Here is a 17,496-nt window from a genome sequence, read left to right on the forward strand (position 1 = left end):
TACTGCAGGTTCGGGGCGGTCAGGCTGCCTTCGGCATCGCCGTGACGACCACGTTCTTGCCCCACGGATCCTCGGTGTAGCAGCTGATGAGGACCACGCGGTTGGGCACGATGTTCCAGATCTCGCTGTCCTTCAGGGTGTCCTTGTCGTGGGTGACCACGCCGTCCACCACGTATGTCATCTCGCCCGTCTGGGTGGTGAGCGTGAACTCCTTACCCACGAGGGACTCGTCGCTCAGCCGGTTGAAGGGGGCATCCTTGCCGTCCCAGCTGTGGCCGGCGATGTAGGTGGTGTTCGTGGAGCCGCCGCCGGGTACGCCGTAGGCGGTGAGCCAGTAGGCGTCGATGGTGAGTGGCGGCACGAGGGACTGTGTGGCCAGGTCGTCGTCCGTCAGGGCGAGCGGGAGGACGGCCATGTCGATCCCCGCGTCGGGGAAGGAGAGGCCCGTGGGTTCCGAGGCAGCGGGGCCGGCGGCAGCGGCCGGAGCGGGTGCCGGCGCGGGAACTGACGACGGCGCTCCCGAGGGTGCAGCGGAGACGTCCGGAGTGGCTTGCGGCGTGGCGACGGCAGAGATGGTGGTCGAGGAGGACGGCGGTGCGCCGGCCGATTCGGGGGGCAGCACCGAGACGGCGATCGCGAGACCAGCGGCGGCGACCAGCGGCAGCGCGAGCCAGCGCCGATTCAACCGCGTGCGGCCGGCCGCGGGCGGCGCGGACTCGGGCTCGCTGGCTTCGTCGCGAGGCGTGTGCTGGTCCATGAGAGCGGTGTCCTGAGCTGGAGGAGATGGTGCACTGTCCCGGGTGGGTTGATCCGAGGATCAACCCACCCGGGACAGCAGTGTACTGATGGTGCAACTGGAGCGCCGCGGGCTGCGGCGCTTCGGCTTAGCGCTGCGCGCGCTCGAGACGACGCATGCGAGCGGCGGTCGTCGCGGTCACGGCGACACCGGCTGCCAGCAGGGCGGCGATGAGGGCGACAGCCGAGCTGTTGTCCTCGGCCGCGACGGCGGTCTGGACGTTGACGCCGCGGTTGGTACCGCTCGGCGTGACGACCGTACCGCTGCCGGCGGGAACGACGGCGACCGGGGTGACCGGGGTGACGCCGACGGTGCTGGCGTCACATGCGGCGAGGAATGCCTTGAACAGCTCGAGCAGCTGGGCGGCGACGGCCGCATCATCGCTGAGCTGCGCCGAGAGAACCGTGACCTGCTCGGTGGCGAGGGCGAACTGGGCCTCCGCCTCCAGCAGCGCCGGGTCGTTGAGCGCGATTTCGGCAGCTTCGGAGGCGGCGACTGCAGCCTCGATAGCGGCGGTCTCCGCCGTCTGCGCCGCCACGAGCGTGGCTTCGGCAGTCACGAGCGTGGCGTCCGCGGCAGTGAGTGCAGCGTTGGCGTCGCCGACTGCGACCTCGGCAGCAGTCAACCGAGCGGTAGCAGCAATCACAGCGGGGTCCGTCTCGGGGGTGGGATAGACGGCAGGATCCGAGGCGGCGACCGCGGCGGCAAGGGCGATGTCGGCCGCGTCGAATTCCGCCTCCGCGGCGATGACGACGCCGGGAGCAGCTGCAACGGCAGCCTGGGCCTCGACGAAGGCGCGCTGGGCGAGTTCGACGTTGACCTGAGCGGTCTCGGCGGCGGCGTTGGTGTCATCCGCAGCGACGATCAGGGCATCGATGTTGAGGGACGCAGCGACGGTCTCCAGGTTCACCCCGGCAGTGACGAGAGCCGCCGAGGCGGCTTCGAACTGGTTCACGAAGGCGACGTCGATGCCGGCTGCGCCGAGGGCGGCGTTGAACTGCGTCGAGGCCTGCAGGCAGGCTGCGTCACCGGGAGCGGCCGAAGCCATCGGGGCGCCGAGGAACAGTCCACCGGCGAGAAGGGTTGCCGTCGATCCGGCAGCTGCCCATTTTTTTGCAACGATCATGTGTGCGCGTCTCCTGAAACACGTAGAATCCCCCGGGCCATCCCCGACGGCGCAGCCTGCGTCGGCACGCCGACAGAGGCCCCGTGAGGGACTGTCGGCTGGCGTGATGACCGCTGATCGCATGATCCGGAGTGCGCTGGGAGGAAACCCGGCAAACCCTGGGCGATCGCTGTTGTTCTCAACCTAGGTGCCGCGTACAGGGCGCGCAATGAAAACGAGTACTCCCGATAGGTAACGGTTTCGCATCGGCGTAACTCCTGAACGAGGCGCTGCACCGGCGTGAACTGTGCAGCGCCTCGGGCGCTCTAGGCGAAGTGCGCTTTCGCGATCAGTCCGTGAACCCCGACTGTCCGGTCCACCACCTGCGAGATGGCGAAGTCCGCTGCCGCCGAGAGGTAGGCATACGCGACGGCCCGGTCCATGCCGCGATCCTCCTCGAGGAAATCGAGCGCGTTGATGATGGCCCGGCGCATCGCCACGTTCAGGTCCCCGGACACGCCGCCGCCCGCGAGGCCGTCGGGATCCGACAGCCCGATCGGGATCCAGGCGTCCTGCGTCTCGCCGAACGGGTAGGAGTAGGCAACCGCGGGTGCGTCGCCGGAACCCGGCTTGCACACCGTGAGCCGGAACGTACCGCGCAGCGAACCCTCCATGGCGGTGAGCGCCACCTCGCCGTCGCCCATGCCCATGTGCGGGTCCCCCACGTAGAACAGCGCGCCCGGCGCCTGGACCGGCAGGTAGAAGGTGGACCCTGCGCCGAGGTGACGGATGTCGATGTTGCCGCCGCCCAGCGTCGGAGGGACCGAGTTGGCCTCGGGCGCGGTGAGCCCGTCGGCGTCGGCGAAAGCGACGCCCATCATGCCCATGAACGGTCGCAGCGGGAACCGCACGCTCATGTCGCCGCTGGTCATGACGCCCTGACCGCGCTCGATCCGCGTGAACACCGAGACATTGCCGTAATCGGACGGGATGCCCGAGGCCCGGTTGTCGGTCGCGACGGGCGGCATGACCTCGTCGAGCGTGATGCCGGCCGGCGGCGTGGGCCCGGGCTGCACGGCGAGCCCGCCCTTCCCGTGGCGACTGGAGACGACGCCGTAGGGAACGCGCGGAAGCACCTCGAGCGTCTCGATCTTGAGCACGTCACCGGGCTCGGCACCCTCGACGGCGATGGGACCGGTCACAATGTGCGGGCCGTCGACGTCGAACCGGCGCGGTGTGCGACGGTAGCCGGCCGCGATGTCCACGGCGTCCTGGAGGACGGACGAACGGTCGACGCCGAGGGAGCCGAAGTACTCCAGGGGGTCGCGCCCCTGGTCCTCCAGGATGCCCTCGTGTGAGAGGGCGTCGATGGTGACGGTCCGTCCGGACCGCATGGACATCACGGGTGTGGCATCGACCGTCGGCACGTAGCCCCAGAGCACCTCGTCCGGCAGGGAGGAGAGATAGGCGTCGCCGCGGATGCGTCCGCGGCCCGGCTGCAGGATCTCGCCGAACGGCTTGCCGTCGCCACGTCCGCCTCGTCCGTCGGGCGAGTTGCCCGGCGCCGCCGGGGGCGCTGCAGGAAGGGCTGCCAGGGCGGACGGCGCGGAGATGGCCGTCGTGGCCGATACGGTGCCGAGTGCGGCGACGACCCCCATGAAGCGTCGTCTGCCCAACCCCCTCGACAGGTGTTCCGCTGCTGCCTGCGCCGTTACGTCGTCCATGATCGCTCCTGTCAGCCGGGTGAGCTCATCACGCTATCGGCCGCCGGTTACGCCTCCGTTACGGGGATGATTCGCCGCGGAGTCGGGCGCCCGGGCCCCTGCGTGCGGCGCGGCGGGGAGTAGTCTCGCCGTCATGGACGCACTCCACCTGCCGCTGCTGACCGGGATCGGCGCGACGATCGCCGGTCTCGTCCATGTCCTGATCTTCGTGCTGGAGAGCTTCCGATGGAAGGCGGAACGCACCTGGCGGGTCTTCGGTGTCACGAGCCAGGACGACGCCGACACCACCGCGTTCCTCGCCTGGAACCAGGGCTTCTACAACCTGTTCCTCGCCCTGGGGGCGCTCTGCGGCGTGGTGCTGATGCTGACCGGCGGCGCCACGGCGTCCGCCGTCGGGCTGGGCTTCATCCTGCTGTCGGCGGGGTCCATGCTCCTGGCCGCCGCGGTGCTGGCGCTCAGCGACACGTCGCTGCTGCGACCCGCGGCCATCCAGGGCGTGCCGCCGCTCGTCGCGCTGATCGGCCTTCTCTCCCTCGTCTAGAGGGCGGCGAGCTCCCGGGCGGCCGCGACGTAGCGCGAGAGCATGTACCGCTGCGTCAGCCTGGTCACGGGTGCCGCCACCCGGAACGCGAGGCTCGCGGGCACGCTGTAGGCCGCGCAGATGAAGAGCAGCCGGTTGTCCGCGGTGAGTTCGGCATAGAAGCCCTCCTCGCCGCGCACCGGGTGGCCCGGGAGTGTGCCGTACCCGAACCCGCCGCGCTGACCCGGCACCGCCCGGCCGGCGCCGTCGAGCTGCGCCTCGCGGGACCAGATGACGCTGCACGGCGCCTTGATGCGCGCAGGGCCCACGCCGAACCCTTGGATCACCCGCACGCCGGGCGCCGCGCGGTCGGCCGGCGAGTGCATGGTGAGCCCCGCACGGCGGTGCAGCTCCCATGCGAGGATCCCCTCGGTCAGGGCGGTGAACCCGGCGGAGGGATCCGGCGTCGGGATCTCGTGGGACCGCACCATCACCGTGTAACCCGCGGGCCAGCCGCCCTCGAGGGGTTCGGGGAAGGGCCTGTCGGTCGCGCCGCGCTCCTCGTACGTGAACTGCTCCATGGGTGTCTCTCCTCGGCGGTGGTGGTCGGTGGCAGGATGTCAGCATGACACCGAAGTCGAATCCCCGTACCGGCGGCAGGGATGCTGCGGACGCCGCGTCCGACGCCGCCGAGGACGCCGTCAACTCACGGGGTTTCCAGCTCGCGGCGCGCGCCGGGTACATCGCGGCGGGCATCCTGCACTTCCTGATCGGGCTCATCGCGCTCGGCCTGGCCGCAGGCCGCTCGGGCAGCGCGGACCAGAGCGGCGCCATCGGGCAACTCGCGGGCAGCCCCGGCGGCACCGCCCTGCTGTGGTTCTGCTGTGTCGGCAGCATCGCCCTCGCACTGTTCCTGGTCAGCGAGATCTTCTTCGGCGCACGGCACCTGAGCGGCAGGGTCAAGCTGACCGATCGGCTGAAGAACGGCGGCCAGGCAGCGGTGTACGCGGTCATCGGCGGCACCTTCGGCCGCTACGCCCTGGGCGGCTCGAGTGACAGCAGCAGCGAGTCGAGTTCACTGAGCGCCGGCCTGATGGGCAACCCCGCGGGTACGGCGCTGCTGATCGCCGTCGGCCTGGGCATCCTCGGCATCGGCGGCTACTTCGTGTACAGCGGCGCCACCCGGCGCTTCCGGAAGAAGCTCAGCGGCCTGCCCGCCGGCTCTGCCGGCCGCGCCGTCGTGATCCTCGGCGCCGTCGGGTACATCGCGAAGGGCTTCGCCCTCGCCGTGGTGGGCGTCCTGGTGCTCGTCGCCGTGCTGACCGATTCCGCCGAGCGGTCCACGGGGCTCGACGGCGCACTCAAGGCCCTGCGGGACCAGCCGTTCGGCGTGTGGATCCTCGGGGCCGTGGCCCTCGGGCTGATGGCCTACGGCGTGTTCATGGTGATCCGCTCCCGCTACCAGCGCATGTAGCGCCTAGGCCCCCGGGGCCTCCATCACCGGGCAGGTGTCCATGACGACGTCGAGCCCGGCCTCCGCGGCCCGCTGCGCCGCCGCCTCGTCGATGACCCCGAGCTGCAGCCACACGGCCCGCGCGCCGACGGCGATGGCCTGGTCCACCACCGCGCCCACGCGGGAGGAATTGACGAAGCAGTCGACGACGTCGATGGTGCCCGGCACGTCCGCGAGCCGCGTGTAACCCTGCTTCCCGTGGACGTCGTCGCCCTTCAGGCTCACCGGGATGATCTCCATGCCGAGGCGGTCCATGAGGAAGCGCGAGACGCCGACGGCGGCGCGGCGAGGGTTGTTCGAGAGCCCCACCACGGCCCACCGGCCGTGCTCGGCGAGGAGTCTCCTGATGACCTCGGGATCGTTCCGGTGTGCCATGGTTCCTCCTGGTGCGCAGCCCGCTGTCGCGGCTTTTGTTACAGCCTTTGTTACCCATCCATTTTGCTCCTGCTCCCGCCCGGCGTTTCATGGAGGGGACCATCCCGAGCGGCTGAGAGACCTGGATCAGTGACGCCGCAGCAACCCTGGTCGCCCGCATCCCCCTGATGCCGGGCGATATCGAGGAACGAGCCAAGGGAACCACCGCACGCGGTGGTGAAGGCTCGGACCGTAGGGTGCTACCGCCAGGAGCGATGGAGACACCATGAGTACAGTTCTGGCACCCGGCACCACCCCCACTCGCACGCCGTCCAAGCAGGCCCTCGGCGTCCGCTTCTCCGGCCTGGGCCGCAGCTTCGGCGCCGGCCGCGACCGGCGCGTGGTCCTCCGCGACGTCACCGTGGACGTGAGACCCGGGGAGATCCTCGCGATCCTCGGCACCAGTGGCTGCGGCAAATCCACGCTGCTGCGCGCCGCCGCGGGCCTCGACGTCCCGGACAGCGGCGAGGTCCTGATCGACGGCACCCCGGTGAGCGGCATCGACGAGCGCTGCGCCGTCGCCTTTCAGGAACCGAGGCTCCTCCCCTGGCACACGCTGCAGGCCAACGTGGCCATCGGCCTGCCCCGGTCCTCGAGCGCGAGCGCGGGCAAGGCGAAGGTCCTCGAACTGCTGCAGCTGGTGGGGCTCGACAGCTTCGCCAAGCACCGGCCACGCGAGGTGTCCGGCGGCATGGCCCAGCGGACCTCCCTGGCCCGTGCACTCGCGCGCAACCCCGGCGTGCTGCTCCTCGACGAACCGTTCGGCGCCCTCGACGCACTCACGCGGATCAAGATGCAGGACCTGCTCCTCGACATCCACCGTGCGCAGCCCACCACGGTGCTGCTCGTCACGCACGACGTCGACGAGGCCCTGCAGCTCGCCGACCGCATCATCGTGCTGGGCCGCGGAGAAGGTGTCGGCGAAGGAAACGGCGGCGCCGTCGGCGCTTCCGGCTCCGCCGCCGACTCGAGGGATGGCCATGCCGCCACACGCGAGGGCTCGACCATCGCTGAACTCGTGACCGTCCCGGGCGAGCGCCCGAGGGACCGCAGCTCCGCCGAGCTCGGCACCCTGCGCAGCTCCCTGCTCGCGATGCTCGGCGTGACCCGGCACTGACCCGCTCCCACCCGCTCCGACGGGCGGGCCAGGCCGCACGAGACGGCGCCGTCGTCGTCGTCGCGCGGGACCGCCTCCGTCGGGACCGGCCGCCGGTCCCCTGCACTGTCTCCGCCGCACCCCGCACTCCCCCTCACTGACACCCTCCTCCGCTTCCCCTCCGCTTCCATCGAAGGACCACCATGAACCGCCGCGCTCTCCTGCCCACCCTCGCCCTCGCCACCGCCCTCTCGCTCAGCCTCAGCGGCTGCCTCGCGGGCGAGAACGCCTCCACCACGCAGTCCGGGGCCGAGGGCGGCGTGACCGAGGGTGGCGAACTCAACATCGACTTCGCCACCTACAACCCGCTGAGCCTCGTGATCAAGGACCAGGGGTGGCTCGAGGACGAGCTCGCCGAGCAGGGCATCACGGTGAACTGGGTGCAGTCCGCGGGCTCCAACAAGGCCAACGAGGCCCTGCGTGCCGGGGCGATCGACGTCGGTTCGACGGCGGGATCCGCTGCGCTGCTCGCGCGGTCCAACGGCTCGCCCATCAAGGCCATCGACATCTACTCGCAGCCCGAGTGGGCCGCCCTCGTCACCCTGCCGGACTCCGGCATCACGAGCGTCGAGGACCTCCGCGGCAAGTCGATCGCCGCGACGCGCGGTACCGACCCCTACTTCTTCCTCCTGCAGGCGCTCGAGGCGGCGGGCGTGGAACAGTCCGAGGTGACCATCGAGAACCTGCAGCACGCTGACGGCCGGTCAGCGCTCGCCAGCGGCGCCGTCGACGCCTGGGCCGGGCTCGATCCCATCATGGCCGCGGCCGAGCAGGAGGGCGCGGAGCTGTTCTTCCGCGACATCGACTTCAACAGCTACGGCTTCCTGAACGCCACCGAGGACTTCCTCGAGGAGCAGCCGGACGTCGCGCAGACCGTGGTGAACGCGTACGAGCGGGCCCGGGAGTGGGCGCAGGAGAATCCCGAGGAGACGGCGGCCATCCTCGCGGAGGTCGCGTCGATCGATCCCGCCGTGGCGAACTCCGTGATCATCGACCGCACCAATCTCGACGTCGACCCCGCCCCGGGCGATGCGCAGCGCGCCGTGCTCGAGAAGATCGGCCCCGTGTTCGTCGAGACCGGTGACGTGCAGAGCCAGGAAGCCATCGACGAAGCCCTCGCCTCCCTCTTCGACACCTCGCTCGTGGAGAACGCCGACCCGGCTGCGATCGGCGCCGACTCATGAGTGCCGACATACCGCACCAGGTGGCGATCCCGGTCTCGCGAGAGGGGATGGAGGCCGCCGGGTCCCCGGTGACCGGTGACAGGGCGCGGCGGGCTCTGCCAGCCCCGCGCCGCCTGCTGGCCGTCCTGCTGGGGCTGCTCGTCCCCGCGCTGATCCTCCTCACCTGGCACCTCAGCACCGCCTCGGGGTTCTTCCGCGCCTCGCAGCTGCCCTCGCCGACCGCCGTGTTCGAGGCGGCCGTGGATCTGATCGAGCGCGGTCAGCTCGCCAACCACATCCTCATCTCGACGCAGCGCGTGGTGCTCGGCTTCCTCATCGGATCGCTCCTCGGAGTGCTGGCCGGCGCCCTGCTGGGCCTGTCGAAGATCGCCGATGTGCTGCTGACCCCCACCGTCGGAGCGCTGCGTGCCGTGCCGTCGCTGGCGTGGGTGCCTCTGCTGGTGCTGTGGATCGGCATCAACGAGGACTCGAAGGTCACGCTGATCACCATCGGCGCCTTCTTCCCCGTGTTCACCACCCTCTACCTCGGGCTCCGGCACGTGGACCGCAACCTCGTGGAAGCCGCCCGCGCCTTCGGCCTGAACGGCATCCGCCTGCTGGTCACGGTGCAGCTCCCCGCCGTCGTGCCCGCGCTCTTCAGCGGCCTCCGGCTCGCGCTCGCGCAGTCGTGGCTGTTCCTCGTGGCCGCGGAGCTCATCGCGTCCTCCATGGGTCTCGGGTTCCTCCTCGTGGACTCGCAGCAGAACGGGCGCGTGGACCGCATCATCCTGGCGATCGTGCTCCTCGCGATCATCGGCAAGACCACGGACGCCCTGCTCGGCGTCGCCGAGCGCTGGGCGGTGCGCCGATGGGCGTAAGCCAGGCCAGGACGACGACGCAGGTCGGTCCCGCGCGCGCCGACGGCGTCGATCACCTCCCGCAGGACGAGGCCGAGCGCCTCGCGTACTGGGCCGAGCAGGCCCTGCGGCTCGACTGGAGCACGCCGTGGCACACCGTCCACACGTTCGAGCGGGCCACGCCGCAGGAGGACGGGACGCTCAGCGTGCCCGTCATCGAGTGGTTCGCGGGCGGCACACTGAACGCCGCGGTCAACTGCGTGGACCGGCACGTCGCGGCCGGTCGTGGTGACCGCGTGGCGCTGCACTTCGAGGGTGAGCCCGATGACCGCCGCTCCGTGACCTACGCAAACCTGCAGGACGAGGTGTGCCGCGCCGCGAACGCGCTGGTGGCGCTCGGCATCGGCCGGGGCGACCGCGTGGTGATCTACCTGCCGGTCCTCGTGGAGACGGTGGTGATCACGCTCGCCTGCGCGCGGATCGGCGCCGTCCACTCGCTCGTGTTCGGTGGCTTCTCCGCCGAGGCGCTCCGCTTCCGCGTCGAGGACACCGGGGCCAAGCTGCTCGTCACCACCGACGGCCAGTACCGGCGAGGCACCGCGGTGCCGGTGAAGCACAACGCCGACACCGCCGTCGCGGGCGTGGAGAGCGTGGAGCACGTGCTGGTGGTGCGCCGCACCGGGTCCGACGTCGCCTGGACCGAGGGCCGCGACGTGTGGTGGCACGACGTCGTGGACACCGCGTCCGCGCACCACGAGCCGGAGGCGTTCGACGCCGAGACACCGCTGTTCATCATGTACACCTCGGGGACCACCGGGAAGCCGAAGGGGCTCGTCCACACCACGGGCGGATACCTCACGCAGGCCGCGTCGAGCTTCGAGCACCTGTTCGGCCACCCGGACCCGTCGCGGCGCGACGCCGACGTGCACTGGTGCACCGCGGACCTCGCCTGGGTCACCGCGCACACCTACGAGCTCTACGGCCCGCTCGCCAACGGCGCCACGCAGGTCATCTTCGAGGGCACGCCGAACACTCCGCACCCGGGCCGCCACCTCGAGATCATCGAGCGCTACGGCGTCACGAGCTACTACACCGCGCCCACGCTGGTCCGCTCGCTCATGGGGTGGTTCCCCGACGGCGTCCCCGACACCTACGACCTCTCGAGCATCCGCGTGCTCGGCACCGTGGGCGAGGCGATCAACCCGGAGGCGTGGCGCTGGTTCCGCCGGAACCTGGGGCGGGACGAAGTCCCCGTCGTCGACACCTGGTGGCAGTCGGAGACCGGCGCCACGGTGCTCTCCCCCAGCCCCTCGGACACCGCGTTCAAGGCGGGTTGCGCGGCACGTCCCCTGCCCGGGGTCGGCACGCGGATCGTGGACGAGCACGGGCAGGCGGTTCGCCCCGGCGTCCAGGGGCTCATCGTCGTGGACCGCCACGGCCCTGCCATGGCACGCACGGTCTGGGGGAACCCGCAGCGCTACCTCGACGCGTACTGGCGGACCTTCGCGGCGCAGGGCTGGTTCCTCGCCGGTGACGGCGCCCGGTACGACGACGACGGCGACACCTGGATCCTCGGGCGCGTGGACGACGTCATCAACATCTCGGGGCACCGCCTCTCCACCATCGAGATCGAGTCCGCGCTCGTGGCCCATCCGCTCGTGGTCGAGGCGGGGGCGTGTCCCGTCGCGGATCCGCTGACCGGGCATGCGGTGGTCGCGTTCGTGGTGCTGGCGGCGGGGGCAGCCCCTGAGGACGACGTCGTGGGGATCCTCCGGGCTCACGTGGCCGCTGTGATCGGGCCGATCGCGCGCCCGGCCGCCGTCGTCGTCGTGCAGGACGTGCCGAAGACGCGTTCAGGCAAGATCATGCGGCGCCTGCTCACGCAGCTCTACGAGGGGTCCGCGCTCGGCGACACCACGTCGCTGCAGAACGAGGGGTGCGTGCCGGGTATCCAGGACGTCCTCGCCGCGAGGCGCTCCTCATCCGGGTGATCGGACCGAGCGCGGACGAGCATCGTGAGGATGGAGGGGGTCCGCGAGGAAGGCATTCTCGTAGATGTCGTACACGGCAGCTGCCCTGAGGTCGTTGTAGGACCCCTCGCCGTCGAGGATCGCCTCGCGCTTGGCGGCTGCGTAGTACTCCCGATCCGCGTCGCTGGACCGGAGCCGGTCGAGGAAGAGCAGATGCCTCCGAGGCTCGACGGCCGACGGACCCCAGACGTGGAGATTCGTGTTCGGCGAGCCCAGGGTCAGGTGGAGGTGGGGGTCCCCCGCGATCTCGACCCGGAAAATCAATCTGAAGCCCAGGCCCTGGAGGGGTGCGAGAAACAGCGTCTCGCGGAACAAGTCGACGACGGTGAGGTCGACGTCGATGACCGGCTTCGCCAGGAGCCGCGGTACGGCGGTCGAACCGACATGGCGGATGCTCATCACCTGGTCCTGCGCGGCATCCCGGACGACTCCCCCAGCGCAGCCTCAGTGCCTCAACCGCGCGGTGGTCGTCGTCGAGCCCTTCATCCGGATCTCTTAACGAAGGAAGCGGCAGGCGCCCCGTCCAAGCACCTGCCGCTTCCCGTTCAAGGATCGAACGGTCCGTTCGGACGCTTAGGCGCCGACCCGCACGAAGGATGCTCCCGGGAGGTCCGAGAGGGGGTGCTGCATGGTGGCGTTGATGCCGTTCATGCCGCTGCTGATGACCTGACCGCCACCGGCGTAGACCGCCACGTGACCGCCGGTGATCACGAGGTCCCCGGGAGCCGGGGCGGACACCCGGGCGCCGAACTGGAAGAACTGAGCCGGGCCGAGGTCGCCCACGGAGATCCCGGCGGCACGCAGTGCCTTCTCGGCCAGCACGGTGCAGTCCTGGACGGCGCCGGCGCGAAGCTGCGCCTGAGCCGATCCGAGGATGGCCGCTGCCGCATTGCCCGAGGGCGCTGCAGCGACCGACGAGGCGTGCACGGGTACCGGGGTGATCGCTGCCGAGGCCAGGTAGACACCCGACCCGGGCGCCGTGGACACGGCCGGTGCAACAGCGGCGGCCTGCTGGTAGGCAGGAGCCGCAGGTGCAGCGGCAACCGGAGCGGACACCGTCTGGGCCGGCGCGGTGACGGCCGATCCGGCGGTGGGGATCGTGATCGACTGACCGGGGAAGATGACCGATGCGAGCGAGAGGCCGTTCGCGGTCAGGACCGAGGTGAGGTCCGCTCCGTAGCGTGCGGAGATGGCACCCAGGGTGTCACCGGCGGCGACGGTGTGCGTGGAGCCGGCGACAGCAGGGGCCGCCACGGTGGAGGCCACCGAGGTGTAGTTCGTCGCGGCGTCGGTGTAGGTGCCGGCGTTGGCCGTTCCCATCGCACCGAACGCGAGGCCGGAGGTGACCGCGATGACGGCGACCGGGCGGCCGACGGTCGTTGCGTGCGCGCCGGCGATGCGGCCGAGTGCCTGCAGTGCGAGGTTGCCCTCGACGTCGGCCCTGTGGCGCGCCGGTGAAGTGATTCGTGACATGGTTCTGTACCTCTCCCATGCCTGCGGGGTGAGCTGTCGGGTTCGGATGGGAGTCACCCGGCCGCGGACACCGCTGGATACGGCGGTGGTGTGCGACTTAACCCCGAGGACGCCTGCAGGGAAACCTGGGCGCCCGGTGGAACTGATGGTTCCCCCGTCCCTGCCTTTCGTGTGTGCGGACGTATTCCGGTCGGCGGCAGGGCTCGGCAATCCGTCCGGAAGCGTCTCACGTGGACGGAGACGCTGGTGTGACCCTAGCCGGACCCTCGTCGGTTTGTCACATTTGCGTAACGGGACGTACCATCTGGCGCCGGCCTTCTTGACAGGCCTCCGCCAGGAGGTGCCCGGGGCCCGCACAAGCCCTCATCGGCGGACGCGACGCCAGCGGCGGACGGCAAGGGCCGTGCCCATCGCACTGACCGCGAGCAGCACACCCTGCTGCACGTAGAAGCCCGCCGACATGCTGCCGCCGGAGACTCGCGCGGTCAGGAGGAGGCTACTGACCAGCGTGAGGCTGAGGAGCGCGCCGACGATCACGAGGGTGCTCCAGAAGCGCCGCTCCTGAACCCGCGCTGCCCTCCGCCATCCGTCCATCCACTTACCCTAGGCGGGGCGCGGCCGTCACTGCCCGGGCTGCCACCGCCCGGCGTACGTCCGCCCCGAAGGCCTTCGTGGGAGGACACATTGTTTGGATCCCTCCGGAGCGGCTGTCAGACTCGGGAGTGACCATCCCGAGCGGCTGAGAGATCTGGCTCACTGACGCCGCAGCAACCCTGGCCTCCGCGTACCGCGGCGACAGTAGGGTGCTACTGCCAGACCGATGGAGGATCCATGAGCGTCGCAGACCTGTCCACTCCCCTGAAATTCGCCTACTGGGTGCCCAACGTGAGCGGTGGCCTGGTGGTCTCGACCATCGAGCAGCGCACCAGCTGGGACTTCGAGTACAACCGCGACCTGGCCCGCATCGCGGAGAACGCCGGATTCGAGTACGCGCTCTCGCAGACCCGGTACGCGGCGTCCTACGGCGCGGACAAACAGCACGAGGCCACGAGCTTCTCCCTCGCCCTCCTCGCGGCGACGGAGAAGCTGAAGGTGATCGCCGCCGTCCACCCCGGCATGTGGCACCCGGGGGTCCTCGCGAAGTTCATCATCACGGCCGACCACATCTCGAACGGTCGCGCCGCCGTGAACATCGTCTCCGGCTGGCTGAAGGACGAGTTCGTCAACTTCGGCCTCGAGTGGCTGGAGCACGACGAGCGCTACGTACGCACCGAGGAGTTCATCCGCGTGCTCCGCGGCCTCTGGACGGAACAGGGCTACAGCCAGGCGGGGAAGTACTACGACATCAACGACTTCACCCTGAGCCCGGCGCCCGTGGACGTGCCCGGCCGCCCGCACCCCGAGATCTTCTTCGGCGGCAACTCGACGGCCGCCCAGGCGACCGCGGGCCGCGTGGCCGACTGGTACTTCTCCAACGGCAAGGACCTCGAGGGGTTCAAGGAGAACATCGCCGGGGTGCAGGCGTCCGCCCTCGAGGCGGGCCGCCGGCCGCGCTTCGGCCTGAACGGCTTCGTGATCGCACGGGACTCCGAGAAGGAGGCGCGCGAGACGCTCCGTGAGATCGTCGCGAAGGCGCACCGCCCGGCCGTCGAGGGGTTCCGCGACGCCGTCCAGGAGGCGGGCGCCTCCACGAAGGACGGCAAGGGCATGTGGGCCGACTCCTCCTTCGAGGACCTCGTGCAGTACAACGACGGCTTCCGGACACAGCTCATCGGCACGCCCGAGCAGATCGCCGAACGCATCGTCGAGTACAAGAAGATCGGCGTGAACCTCTTCCTCACGTGCTACCTCCACTTCCAGGAGGAGGTCGCCGCGTTCGGCAGGGACATCCTCCCGATCGTCCGCGAACTCGAGGCGGACGCCGCCCGCAAGGCCGGCGTCGACGTCGAGCTCCCTCCCACCCTCCAGACCAGCAAGGCAGGCTTCTGATGGCTGACCGTTCCTTCGGCTTCCGCACGCGCGCGCTCCACGCCGGCGGCACCCCCGACGCCACCCACGGCGCCCGGGCCGTCCCGATCTACCAGACGACGTCGTTCGTGTTCAAGGACACCAATGACGCCGCCAACCTCTTCGCGCTGCAGAAGTACGGCAACATCTACTCGCGCATCGGCAACCCGACGGTCGCGGCGTTCGAGGAGCGCATCGCCTCCCTCGAGGGCGGTATCGGCGCGGTGGCGACGGCGTCGGGCATGAGTGCGGAGTTCATCACCTTCGCGGCCCTCTGTCAGGCGGGCGACCACATCGTCGCCGCCTCCCAGCTGTACGGCGGGACGGTGACGCAGCTCGATGTCACGCTGCGCCGGTTTGGCATCGAGACCACCTTCGTTCCCGGTACCGATCCGGCCGACTACGCCGCCGCCATCCGCGAGAACACCAAGGCCGTCTACGCCGAGGTCATCGCGAACCCCTCTGGCGAGATCGCGGACCTCGCCGGGCTGGCGAAGGTGGCCCACGACGCCGGCGTGCCCTTCATCGTCGACTCGACCCTCAGTACGCCGTACCTCGTGCGGCCCATCGAGCACGGCGCGGACATCGTGATCCACTCCGCCACCAAGTTCATCGGCGGGCACGGCACCACGCTCGGCGGAGTGATCGTGGAGAGCGGGCGGTTCGACTGGGGCAACGGCAAGTTCCCCATGATGACCGAACCCGTGCCCTCCTACGGCAACATCCAGTGGTGGGCGAACTTCGGCGAGTACGGCTTCCTCACGAAGCTGCGCACCGAGCAACTCCGCGACATCGGGCCATCGCTCTCCCCCATGTCTGCCTTCCAGCTCCTGCAGGGCGTGGAGACCCTCGCGCAGCGCCTCGACGAGCACCTCGAGAACGCCCTCGCCGTCGCACGGTGGCTGGAGGCGGATCCGCGCGTCGAGTACGTCAACTACGCCGGGCTGCCATCCCACCCGCACCACGAACGCGCCCGCAAGTACCTGCCACAGGGCCCGGGTTCGGTGTTCAGCTTCGGCGTCACCGGCGGGCGGAAGGCGGGCCAGAAGTTCATCGAGTCGCTGCAGATCGCCTCGCACCTCGCGAACGTGGGTGACGCGCGCACCCTCGTGATCCACCCGGGCTCGACGACGCACCAGCAGCTCTCCACCGAGCAGCTCGCCGCGGCAGGCGTCCCCGAGGACCTCGTGCGGATCTCCGTGGGCCTCGAGGATCTCGACGACATCCTGTGGGACCTGGACCAGGCGCTCACCCTCGCCGTCGACACCCCGGACGAGGCCTTCGACGACCTGCCGCAGGAAGCGGCGGGCGAGAACGACGATGACGCATCGGTGACGCGCGCAGTGGGAGTGGGAGCATGAGCGGCACGCAGTCGATCCGTACCTGGGAGGGGCCCTCGGCTCCCGAGCGCCTGGCACTCCTTCGCCGTGCGCGGTCGGTGGCGATCGTCGGCGCCTCTGACAAGCCGTCCCGGGCGTCGTACTTCGTCGCCACCTATCTGCAGTCCTCCTCGCCCTACCGCCTGTACTTCGTGAACCCGGTGGCGAAGGAGATCCTCGGGCAGCCCGCCTACGCGTCCCTCGCGGACCTCCCCGAGGTGCCCGACGTCGTCGACGTCTTCCGCAAGCACGACGATCTGCCGTCGGTGCTCGAGGAGACGCTGGCGGTCGGTGCGAAGACGCTGTGGCTGCAGCTCGGCTCCTGGCACGAGGACGTTGCCCGCTCCGCCGAGGACGCGGGGCTGAACGTTGTCATGGACCGGTGCCTGAAGATCGAACACGCGCGCTTCCACGGGGGCCTCAACCTCGCGGGCTTCAACACCGGCGTCATCTCCTCGAAGCGCCAGCTCACCTCCTGACGGCGTCCGGCACCCGCTCGGGGTCCGGCACCGGCTCGGGTGAGAGCGTCTGGAGCCCGGTGACCCTCAGCAGGTCGAGCAGTGCTTCGTCCTCGCTGCCCGGCGCGACGGTGTAGACGACGATCCGGAGGTCCCCGCCGGGGACGGACAGGACGTCGCAATCCACGGTGATCGGTCCCACCGGCGTGTCCGTCATCGTCTTCCGGCTGGACCGGTGTTCGGCGACCCTCGCCTCCGACCATCGACGCTCGAAGTCGGGGGACGCCGCACGCAGCCGGGAGACGAGACGCTGCAGGTGCGGGTCGCGCGGGTACCTGCCCGTGGCCGCTCGCACGTCCGCGGCGAGGTCGGCGGCGAAATCCTCCGCGTGCTGCCGGTCGAAGTCCACGCCCTCTTGGCCGGAGGTGAAGTACCGCCACACGAGGTTGCGCTCCATGCCCGCGAGGCGGGACGGGTCACCGCAGAGCGCCGCCCAGAGCGGGTTCCACGGCACGATGTCGTGGGTGGCCGTGAACACCGCCATGGGGACGTCGCCGAGCCTGTCGATGATGCGGTGCACCCCGGGCGTGATGTACCGGGGCACCATGTCCGGCGACGGCGGGGCGGCCCCGCCCACGCGGTACAGGTGGTCGCGCTCGGCGGCGTCGAGGCGCAGGGCGATCGCCAGGGCGTTCAGCAACTGCGGGGACGGGTGGGTGGCGCGGCCCTGCTCCAGGCGCACCACGTAGTCCACGCTCACGTTCGCCAGGGCTGCGAGCTCCTCACGCCGCAGGCCCGGGCTCCGCCGCCCCGCCCCGGCAGGGAGTCCGACCTCGGCCGGGGTCACCCGCTGACGCCACGCCCGGAGGACACTCGCGAATTCACTCATGACCCCATCATC

The 17,496-nt window shown here is 70.4% G+C and carries 18 protein-coding genes and 2 riboswitches; of the genes, 9 read left to right on the forward strand and 9 right to left on the reverse strand.

Features of this window, described 5'->3' with window-relative positions; genetic code table 11:
* Window positions 1-19: 19 nt before the first annotated feature.
* The 3 genes from AC4D12_RS08885 to AC4D12_RS08895 all read right to left on the reverse strand — a co-directional run bounded on the left by AC4D12_RS08885 (window position 20) and on the right by AC4D12_RS08895 (window position 3,625).
* The gene (locus AC4D12_RS08885; protein WP_490949568.1) at window positions 20-757 is read right to left on the reverse strand and encodes a class F sortase; all 738 of its coding nucleotides are present in this window, start codon (window positions 755-757) and stop codon (window positions 20-22) included.
* 127 nt (window positions 758-884) lie between these two features.
* Window positions 885-1,922 carry a hypothetical protein gene (locus tag AC4D12_RS08890; RefSeq protein ID WP_490949569.1) on the reverse strand — a complete coding sequence of 346 codons (1,038 nt, stop codon included), beginning with the start codon at window positions 1,920-1,922 and terminating at the stop codon, window positions 885-887.
* Window positions 1,923-2,227: 305 nt separating this feature from the next.
* A complete protein-coding gene (locus tag AC4D12_RS08895) occupies window positions 2,228-3,625 on the reverse strand; it encodes an acetamidase/formamidase family protein (RefSeq protein WP_490949570.1) in 1,398 nt (465 codons plus the stop codon).
* A gap of 133 nt (window positions 3,626-3,758) precedes the next feature.
* Here AC4D12_RS08895 and AC4D12_RS08900 point away from each other — a divergent pair, with 133 nt between their 5' ends.
* On the forward strand, window positions 3,759-4,166 hold the full coding sequence (locus AC4D12_RS08900) for a DUF1304 domain-containing protein (protein WP_490949571.1): 408 nt from the start codon (window positions 3,759-3,761) through the stop codon (window positions 4,164-4,166).
* Here AC4D12_RS08900 and AC4D12_RS08905 read toward each other — a convergent pair.
* Window positions 4,163-4,726: a DUF1990 domain-containing protein gene (locus AC4D12_RS08905; protein WP_490949572.1), complete on the reverse strand. Its 564-nt coding sequence runs from the start codon at window positions 4,724-4,726 to the stop codon at window positions 4,163-4,165. The two genes, AC4D12_RS08900 and AC4D12_RS08905, sit on opposite strands and share 4 nt — an antisense overlap.
* Before the next feature lie 44 nt (window positions 4,727-4,770).
* Between AC4D12_RS08905 and AC4D12_RS08910 the strand changes: the two genes are divergently transcribed.
* Entirely contained in the window at window positions 4,771-5,619 is an 849-nt protein-coding gene (locus tag AC4D12_RS08910) for a DUF1206 domain-containing protein (RefSeq protein WP_490949573.1), read from the forward strand.
* A gap of 3 nt (window positions 5,620-5,622) precedes the next feature.
* On the opposite strand, the gene AC4D12_RS08915 is transcribed toward AC4D12_RS08910, so the two are convergent.
* On the reverse strand, window positions 5,623-6,033 hold the full coding sequence (locus AC4D12_RS08915) for a CoA-binding protein (RefSeq protein ID WP_490949574.1): 411 nt from the start codon (window positions 6,031-6,033) through the stop codon (window positions 5,623-5,625).
* Between the two features lie 265 nt (window positions 6,034-6,298).
* On the opposite strand from AC4D12_RS08915, the gene AC4D12_RS08920 reads away from it, so the two are divergent.
* From AC4D12_RS08920 to acs, 4 genes are all read left to right on the forward strand, one after another.
* Window positions 6,299-7,189, forward strand: a complete 891-nt coding sequence (locus tag AC4D12_RS08920) for an ABC transporter ATP-binding protein (RefSeq protein WP_490949575.1) — start codon at window positions 6,299-6,301, stop codon at window positions 7,187-7,189.
* 182 nt (window positions 7,190-7,371) lie between these two features.
* Window positions 7,372-8,412: an aliphatic sulfonate ABC transporter substrate-binding protein gene (locus tag AC4D12_RS08925; RefSeq protein WP_490949576.1), complete on the forward strand. Its 1,041-nt coding sequence runs from the start codon at window positions 7,372-7,374 to the stop codon at window positions 8,410-8,412.
* Window positions 8,409-9,269, forward strand: coding sequence for an ABC transporter permease (locus tag AC4D12_RS08930; protein WP_490949577.1), 861 nt, complete (start codon window positions 8,409-8,411; stop codon window positions 9,267-9,269). The genes AC4D12_RS08925 and AC4D12_RS08930 overlap by 4 nt, the downstream gene beginning before the upstream one ends.
* Window positions 9,260-11,239, forward strand: coding sequence for an acetate--CoA ligase (gene acs / locus AC4D12_RS08935; protein WP_490949578.1), 1,980 nt, complete (start codon window positions 9,260-9,262; stop codon window positions 11,237-11,239). Before AC4D12_RS08930 ends, acs begins: the two co-directional genes overlap by 10 nt.
* On the opposite strand, the gene AC4D12_RS08940 is transcribed toward acs, so the two are convergent.
* The 3 genes from AC4D12_RS08940 to AC4D12_RS08950 all read right to left on the reverse strand — a co-directional run bounded on the left by AC4D12_RS08940 (window position 11,228) and on the right by AC4D12_RS08950 (window position 13,345).
* Window positions 11,228-11,680, reverse strand: coding sequence for a GrpB family protein (locus AC4D12_RS08940; protein ID WP_490949579.1), 453 nt, complete (start codon window positions 11,678-11,680; stop codon window positions 11,228-11,230). The two genes, acs and AC4D12_RS08940, sit on opposite strands and share 12 nt — an antisense overlap.
* A 171-nt stretch (window positions 11,681-11,851) precedes the next feature.
* Window positions 11,852-12,751 (reverse strand): LysM peptidoglycan-binding domain-containing protein, encoded by a 900-nt coding sequence (locus AC4D12_RS08945; protein ID WP_490949580.1) that lies wholly within the window; start codon window positions 12,749-12,751, stop codon window positions 11,852-11,854.
* A gap of 5 nt (window positions 12,752-12,756) precedes the next feature.
* A riboswitch (cyclic di-AMP (ydaO/yuaA leader) is annotated at window positions 12,757-12,942 on the reverse strand.
* Between the two features lie 172 nt (window positions 12,943-13,114).
* Window positions 13,115-13,345, reverse strand: coding sequence for a hypothetical protein (locus tag AC4D12_RS08950; RefSeq protein WP_490949581.1), 231 nt, complete (start codon window positions 13,343-13,345; stop codon window positions 13,115-13,117).
* Window positions 13,346-13,474: 129 nt separating this feature from the next.
* A riboswitch (SAM riboswitch) is annotated at window positions 13,475-13,578 on the forward strand.
* A gap of 4 nt (window positions 13,579-13,582) precedes the next feature.
* Between AC4D12_RS08950 and sfnG the strand changes: the two genes are divergently transcribed.
* Genes sfnG through AC4D12_RS08965 form a run of 3 tightly spaced genes read left to right on the forward strand, consistent with a single transcriptional unit; the run spans window position 13,583 to window position 16,616 of the window.
* Window positions 13,583-14,740 (forward strand): dimethylsulfone monooxygenase SfnG, encoded by a 1,158-nt coding sequence (sfnG, locus tag AC4D12_RS08955; RefSeq protein ID WP_490949582.1) that lies wholly within the window; start codon window positions 13,583-13,585, stop codon window positions 14,738-14,740.
* Window positions 14,740-16,119 (forward strand): O-acetylhomoserine aminocarboxypropyltransferase/cysteine synthase family protein, encoded by a 1,380-nt coding sequence (locus AC4D12_RS08960; protein ID WP_490949583.1) that lies wholly within the window; start codon window positions 14,740-14,742, stop codon window positions 16,117-16,119. Before sfnG ends, AC4D12_RS08960 begins: the two co-directional genes overlap by 1 nt.
* Complete coding sequence (locus AC4D12_RS08965) at window positions 16,116-16,616, forward strand: CoA-binding protein (RefSeq protein ID WP_490949584.1); 501 nt, start codon at window positions 16,116-16,118, stop codon at window positions 16,614-16,616. The genes AC4D12_RS08960 and AC4D12_RS08965 overlap by 4 nt, the downstream gene beginning before the upstream one ends.
* Here the strand turns inward: AC4D12_RS08965 and AC4D12_RS08970 are convergent.
* Window positions 16,606-17,484, reverse strand: a complete 879-nt coding sequence (locus AC4D12_RS08970; RefSeq protein ID WP_490949585.1) for a helix-turn-helix transcriptional regulator — start codon at window positions 17,482-17,484, stop codon at window positions 16,606-16,608. The genes AC4D12_RS08965 and AC4D12_RS08970 overlap by 11 nt on opposite strands.
* Window positions 17,485-17,496 lie beyond the last annotated feature (12 nt).

The organism is Arthrobacter sp. TJ-266, from assembly GCF_058269115.1.